This window comes from Parafrankia elaeagni, from assembly GCF_000374165.1.
Classification (GTDB): domain Bacteria; phylum Actinomycetota; class Actinomycetes; order Frankiales; family Frankiaceae; genus Parafrankia; species Parafrankia elaeagni.
The window spans coordinates 111,914-117,525 of record NZ_KB893728.1 but is presented as its reverse complement, the minus strand read 5'-3'; the positions used below and the strand labels follow the sequence as shown (position 1 = coordinate 117,525).

The window sequence follows — 5,612 nt, the reverse complement described above, 5'->3', positions numbered from 1 at the left end:
TGGTCAGGTCCTCGCCCGCCGGTCCGCGGCGGGGTCGTCGACCCCGTTCGTCGGCCAGCGATGGTCGGGGTCAGGGGAAGCGGCAGCCCGGAAGAGCACATCGAGATCACCGTCGCCGCCGTCGGGGGAGAAGGTGGGGACGACGTCGTAGCCGTGGGCCGCGCCGAGAGCGGCGAGGTCCTCCACTCCCGGGACCGACCTGGGCAGGGGGTCGTCGAGCACGGCGCGGGCCGCCGCCGCACCGGCACCCGCGGCGAGTGCGCGCATGGCCGCCAGTTCCGGGAACAGCCGGGCGTGGGGAACGCCCAGTACCCGCAGCCGGTCCGGCCGGTGCGCGGCCAGGTGTCCGGCAAGCTCGTCGAGGCTGTCGACCTCCCAGCCCCATTCCAGAGCCGGGGCCTCCACGGCCGGCGGCAGGAGCGCCCCGCCGCCAGCCGATGCTGTTCCGCGGAGGCTGGTGCCGGCCGGGGCCGGGCAGGTGGTCAGCACCACGTCGTAGCGGTAGCGGGTGAGCTCGTTGTCGGCTCGTCCGCGCTTGACCCGCACGTCCGCCGCGGCGATCCGGTCCGCGAGTACCGGTGGGAGGCCGGCCGGGGTGATCAGGTCGGGGTCGATCAGCAGTTCACGCTCCCGCTCGGCGGCGGTCGCCACCGCCTGGGCGATCTGCGTACCGGTGGACCCCGGCGCGGCGCGGCGCAGCGCCACCGCCGTGCGCAGGCAGTCGGCGAGCCGGGGGTTGCGCAGGTCCCCGAGAAAGATCCGGCCGCCCGGGGCCACCAGGTCAAGCAGCCCGCCGAGCACACCGTGGAAGTAGTCCAGGCTGGGGAAGTACTGCACCACCGAGTTCAGGATGACGGTGTCGAACAGCGGCCCGCGGTCCGCCGTGGCGGCCCCGGCCCCGACCTCGGCCCCGACCGCCCCCAGGTCGTGCGCCGCCAGGCAGCGCACCGTCGTCCGGCTCGCCAGTACCGGGTCGGCGTCGACGCGGGCACGCAGAGCGTCGACCACGACGGCGGACAGGTCGATGCCCAGGTAGTGCTCCACCTGCGGGGCGATCCGACGCAGGAGCAGACCGGTGCCCACACCCACCTCGAGCACCCGACGGGGGCGCAGGCTCAGTACCAGCGACGCGGTGGTGTCGCACCACTCCCGCATCTGCGCCACCGGGATCGGCGTTCCGTCGTAGCTGCTCGTCCAGCCGGTGAAGTCGTCGCCATCCGTGCCTGCGGCCGCGTAGAGGGTGTCGTAGATCCGCTGCCAGTCGGCGACGCGGGACAGTTCACCCGCGCGGTCCCGGGCATGGGACATCCCGGGTGTTGACATCGTTGTCACCTGAGCCTCTCGCTTCACCTACGCGGCTGAGCCCGGCGGGTCCTACCCCTGATCCGCCTGCGCCGCAGAGCGGGCAACCCGCCACAAAACGTCGCATCCGGAGTCAGAATGACCCGGCGCACGCCCTCCCGAACGCGGCATCACCGCCTGTTCATCGGGTATTCGTCTCGCCCGATAAGCAGTCAGCTGATGGCCAGCCACCGGACTCCGGCCAGCCGCATCGCGGACGTCAGCCGGGGCGGCGCGTCGTGAGCCGCCAGCCGCTGGCGACGAGCACCAGCGCCACCGTCGCCGTCGTCACGGAGGCGACGGCGCCGTGGAACACGGCTGCGTGCAGTCCGTCCGGTGCGTGGGCCAGGGCCACGGCGGCGCCGGCGGCAGTGGCGGCCGCGAGGGCCGCCGGGAGAATCACGGCCATCAGCGGGTGCCGCCGCGGTAGGCGCGGCCCGACCGGCTGTGCCCGCAGGTAGGCCGCGACGGCGAGCACGAGGATCACCAGCCCGACGACGCTGGAGCCGTACTGCAACCACCGGTAACCGGGCATGGGGCCGTGCTGGTCGCTTAGCCAGGCAACCTGGCGGACACCCCACCTGTTGCTGTGGGTGAAGACGTCCCACCCGACGTGGGTCGCCGCCCCCACCGCCGCACCGGCGGGGGCCGACAGCCACTGCCGGCCCGTCAGCCGCGCCCGTGGCGCCAGCCGCCGCCGGATCGCATCCGGAGCGAGATCGACCAGGGCGTCCCGCGCCAGGAGGAACCACGCTGCGAGCGCAACCAGTGTGAAGGCCGGCGCGGCGGTCACGATGCCGAGCGCGCTGTGGGTGAACCTGTACAGGCCCGGGTCCGCGCTGAACACCGGCACGTCCGGAACCATCGACCCGATGGCCATCGCGCTCATCGGCATGCCGAGGCGCCGCAGCGGCAGCACCGCGGCCGGGTGGCTGAGCGTGAAGGGCATTCCACCATGCTCCCGTCCGGCCCAGCTCACCGAGCAGCCGGCCGCGGGTTACTCGGCCGGCTGCTCGGTGAGCTGGGCCTCTGACACGCCGAGCTGACCAGGTCCGCGCACGTCCCGCGGCTCACCGGTTTCCGGGAGAAGGCCACCGAATCCCTGGCCGCGACGTTGGACGCGGTTGCCAAGGCGGCTGCGATCCAGTGCCGTGACCGGCGCTGGCCACATTCCGGCATCTTGAATTCCGGGTCCGCCCGCCGCCTCTTCCTGGCACGACGTCGACCGCCTGGCCGAAAACCGGCAGGCGCTACGGCGACCGGTCCACCACAAAAGCATCCCGGCCGCGGGCATCCACACTCTTTACCAGACCCGGAGAGCAGAAACCCGGCGGACCACATGTGGCTTCCGTCACCATGGCGGGCTTCTTCCCATGAGCGCGGACACACGCCTATCCTTCGGACGAAGCGGTCGATCACAGTGCGGCCGAACGACACCTGAGATGCGACAAAACCCCTTCCCCATCCCGGTCGAGGGCGAAGCAACCTTCCGTTCACGCCACCAGCGCACCAGAAATCATGCGCCCGCCATCCGCCGCAGGACTATGTCACCGCAGGCGGCCGCCATGGTTGCACATTCCGATCTGACGCAGCACCCCGGAATCCGGTATCCGGGTGGCGTCACATGCGCATGGATCCACTGTCCCTGTCCGCGTCGATCTCGCTTCTCCTCTGTCGCTCATCACCGGGGAACAGCAGCGGAACTCCTCGCCCAGCTGCGTCCACCGCGCCTCGACGAGCAGCTGCAGGCTCCTGTCTCCACGCCCTCGAGGGTCGGATGGCCGCACTCGAGCTTGATCTTGCCGGGTTCACCGTGTGGGTGTCCCCTGCCCAGTCGCTGCTCACGACAGGGCATTCTACGAACCTTCCGGGAACGTCGGGGCGCTCACCGTCTTCTACGCGATCCCATTGGCCGGAACCAAGGAGGACGGGCCGCCCGACCAGCTCCGGAAACAGGACGGGTTCACCCGGCGGGGAAACCGCTATGTGGATGTTCCGGCGAGCTCCAGACACTGATGGGACCGCAGCATGTCGCTCGCTTCCAGACAATCCTCCGGACCGAACTGGACAGATCGCTGGACGGGCGCTGAGCCCAGCCCCGAACCGACCGCCGCCGACGCCGACGCCGAACCAGCCACCGACGAACCGACCGCCGCCGACGATGCCGGCTCGGTCGGCTATCTCGGTCCCGCTGGCACCTTCACCCATCTGGCCCTGTTGCGGGACCCCGAGCTGGCCCGCAGGCCCCACGTGCCGCTGTCGTCCGGCGACCGGGTACTGGACGCGGTCGCCCAGGGTGTGGTCGCCGAAGGCATCGTCCCGTGGGAGAACTCGGCGGCAGGCCTGGTGGGCGGCACCGTCGACACCCTGGTCCAGCTGGCCGGCGCAGGCCAGGGCCTGACACTGCGCCGCGACCTCGCGCTGACCGTTCGCCTGCACCTGTTCGGCCGGCCCGCGACCGACCTGGCCACCCTGACCACCGTGGTCTCCCATCCCCACGCGCTGAGCCAGTGCCGCGGCTGGCTCAGCCGGCACGCGCCCGGCGCGCTGGCAGTGCCGGTGGACTCCACGGCCGCCGGGCTCAGCCGGGTCGTCGCGGACCTTTCGGGACGGACGGCCGCCGTCGGGGCCGGCGCCGCCGGTGCGCTGGTCCCTGGTGTCGTCGAACTCGCGGTCGACATCGACGACGTGCCCGGCGCGGAGACGCGGTTCGTCGTGGTGGGCTGTGGGCCGTCCCCGCGGGGCCGGACCGGGCCGGGGCCGAGCCCGGACCGCAGCGGCGCCCCGTCGGCCCGCACGCTGCTGGCATGCGTCCCGGCCCACCACGGCGACGGTTCGCTGTGGGATCTGCTCACCCCGCTTGCCGACGCGGGAACGCGACTGCTGCGGTTCGAGTCCCGGCCGACTGGAACAGCGCTGGGATCGCACTACCTCCTGGTCGAGTGCACCGGTGACATCGCCGACGCACCGCTGGCGACCATGGTGCGTGCTTTGCGCACCCGGGGTGTCGGCGTGACGGTGCTCGGGGTGCTGCCCCGCTCCCGTCCGCCCCGGCCGGGGCGGATCCCCGGATCACGGACCCCGTACGACCAGGCCCGTCCCGCCGGATCCGCCGGACGGCTCACCACCCATCCCTCCTCGGGAAGGAGAGGCAGCGACTGATCAGCCAGAGTGCGGCAGCCGTGACGGACACGGCGAACGCGCGGCCGAGCCGCCGCCCATCGCCACCACGGGCGCGGTCACGGCACCTCCTCACCCGGGTACCGCGGGCCGGCCAGACCGGCACCGCCGCATTCGATGTGCCCGGCCTGCGGGCGGGCCGGACCCACCGGCTCACGCGGCGCTGGGAGGGAGCTCTGCGGGCGGACGGGCGGTGCGCCCAGGCTCGCGAGCAGCGCGAGGCGCTCGGCCGTGGGTGACTGCGGCTCCGCCGACAGGACGCTGACCCGCTGGCCGGGGTCGTCCGGCAGGCGCATCGTCTCCTCGTGCAGGGTCAGGTCACCAACCAGCGGATGGCGGTAGGCCCGCACGGAGCTGGTGCAGTCGCGGACGGGGTGGCGGGCCCAGCCCGACGCGAACTCCTCGCTCTTCACACACAGCTCACCGATCAGGGTGGTGAGCTGCTCGTCCTCCGGGTACTGGCCGGAGGCCAGCCGCAGGTAGCCGACCACATCCTCGACCTTGCGGCGCCAGTGCACGTACAGGTCGCGGGTATGCGCGTCGAGCATGATCAGCCGGGCCATGTTCGGGCGGGCGGCGCACCGGTCCGGCGCGTCGAAGGCCAGGTGCGGGGCGAACAACGCATGCCCGAGCTGGTTCCAGGCGAGAACGTCGGTGCGGCGGCCGACGACGAGGGCCGGCGAGTCGCGCACCGACCCGATCAGCAGCCGGACACCGTGGCGGACCCGCTCGGGCCGGCGGCCGCGGCGGGCCGACCGCTCCGGGCGGGCAAGGCTGCGCAGGTGGGCGTGCTCGTCGTCGCTGAGCCGGAGCACCCGGGCGAGCGAGTCGAGCACCGCGTCGGAGGCGTTGCGGCTCTGCCCCTGCTCGAGGCGGGCGTAGTAGGTCACGCTCACGCCGGCGAGCTGGGCGAGCTCCTCGCGGCGCAGGCCGGGCACCCGCCGCCGCTCACCAGGCCGGACGAGGCCGGCGTCGGCGGGCGCGAGCCGGTCGCGGCGGGAACGGAGGAACTCGCCAAGCTCGGTCATGCCAGCATTCTCGCTCCGACCACCGACATCTCCGTGCGGCGAAGGTCACCCTGCCAGGGCTAC

4 protein-coding genes are annotated in these 5,612 nt (G+C 72.8%); 1 reads left to right on the top strand and 3 read right to left on the bottom strand.

Features of this window, described 5'->3' with window-relative positions:
* Positions 1–3: 3 nt before the first annotated feature.
* Entirely contained in the window at positions 4–1,323 is a 1,320-nt protein-coding gene (locus B207_RS0117070; RefSeq protein WP_084692185.1) for a class I SAM-dependent methyltransferase, read from the bottom strand.
* Between the two features lie 238 nt (positions 1,324–1,561).
* Positions 1,562–2,290 (bottom strand): DUF4184 family protein, encoded by a 729-nt coding sequence (locus tag B207_RS0117065; RefSeq protein ID WP_018637779.1) that lies wholly within the window; start codon positions 2,288–2,290, stop codon positions 1,562–1,564.
* Positions 2,291–3,369: 1,079 nt separating this feature from the next.
* Here B207_RS0117065 and B207_RS34290 point away from each other — a divergent pair.
* A complete protein-coding gene (locus B207_RS34290; RefSeq protein WP_018637778.1) occupies positions 3,370–4,503 on the top strand; it encodes a prephenate dehydratase in 1,134 nt (377 codons plus the stop codon).
* A gap of 77 nt (positions 4,504–4,580) precedes the next feature.
* On the opposite strand, the gene B207_RS34285 is transcribed toward B207_RS34290, so the two are convergent.
* Positions 4,581–5,549, bottom strand: coding sequence for a helix-turn-helix domain-containing protein (locus tag B207_RS34285; RefSeq protein WP_018637777.1), 969 nt, complete (start codon positions 5,547–5,549; stop codon positions 4,581–4,583).
* Positions 5,550–5,612 lie beyond the last annotated feature (63 nt).

Bases quoted from the DNA above. Each gene is read 5' to 3' on its own strand.
- B207_RS34290 (WP_018637778.1), top strand. From the start codon at position 3,370: ATGTCGCTCGCTTCCAGACAATCCTCCGGACCGAACTGGACAGATCGC.
- B207_RS0117070 (WP_084692185.1), bottom strand. From the start codon at position 1,323: ATGTCAACACCCGGGATGTCCCATGCCCGGGACCGCGCGGGTGAACTG.
- B207_RS34285 (WP_018637777.1), bottom strand. From the start codon at position 5,549: ATGACCGAGCTTGGCGAGTTCCTCCGTTCCCGCCGCGACCGGCTCGCG.
- B207_RS0117065 (WP_018637779.1), bottom strand. From the start codon at position 2,290: ATGCCCTTCACGCTCAGCCACCCGGCCGCGGTGCTGCCGCTGCGGCGC.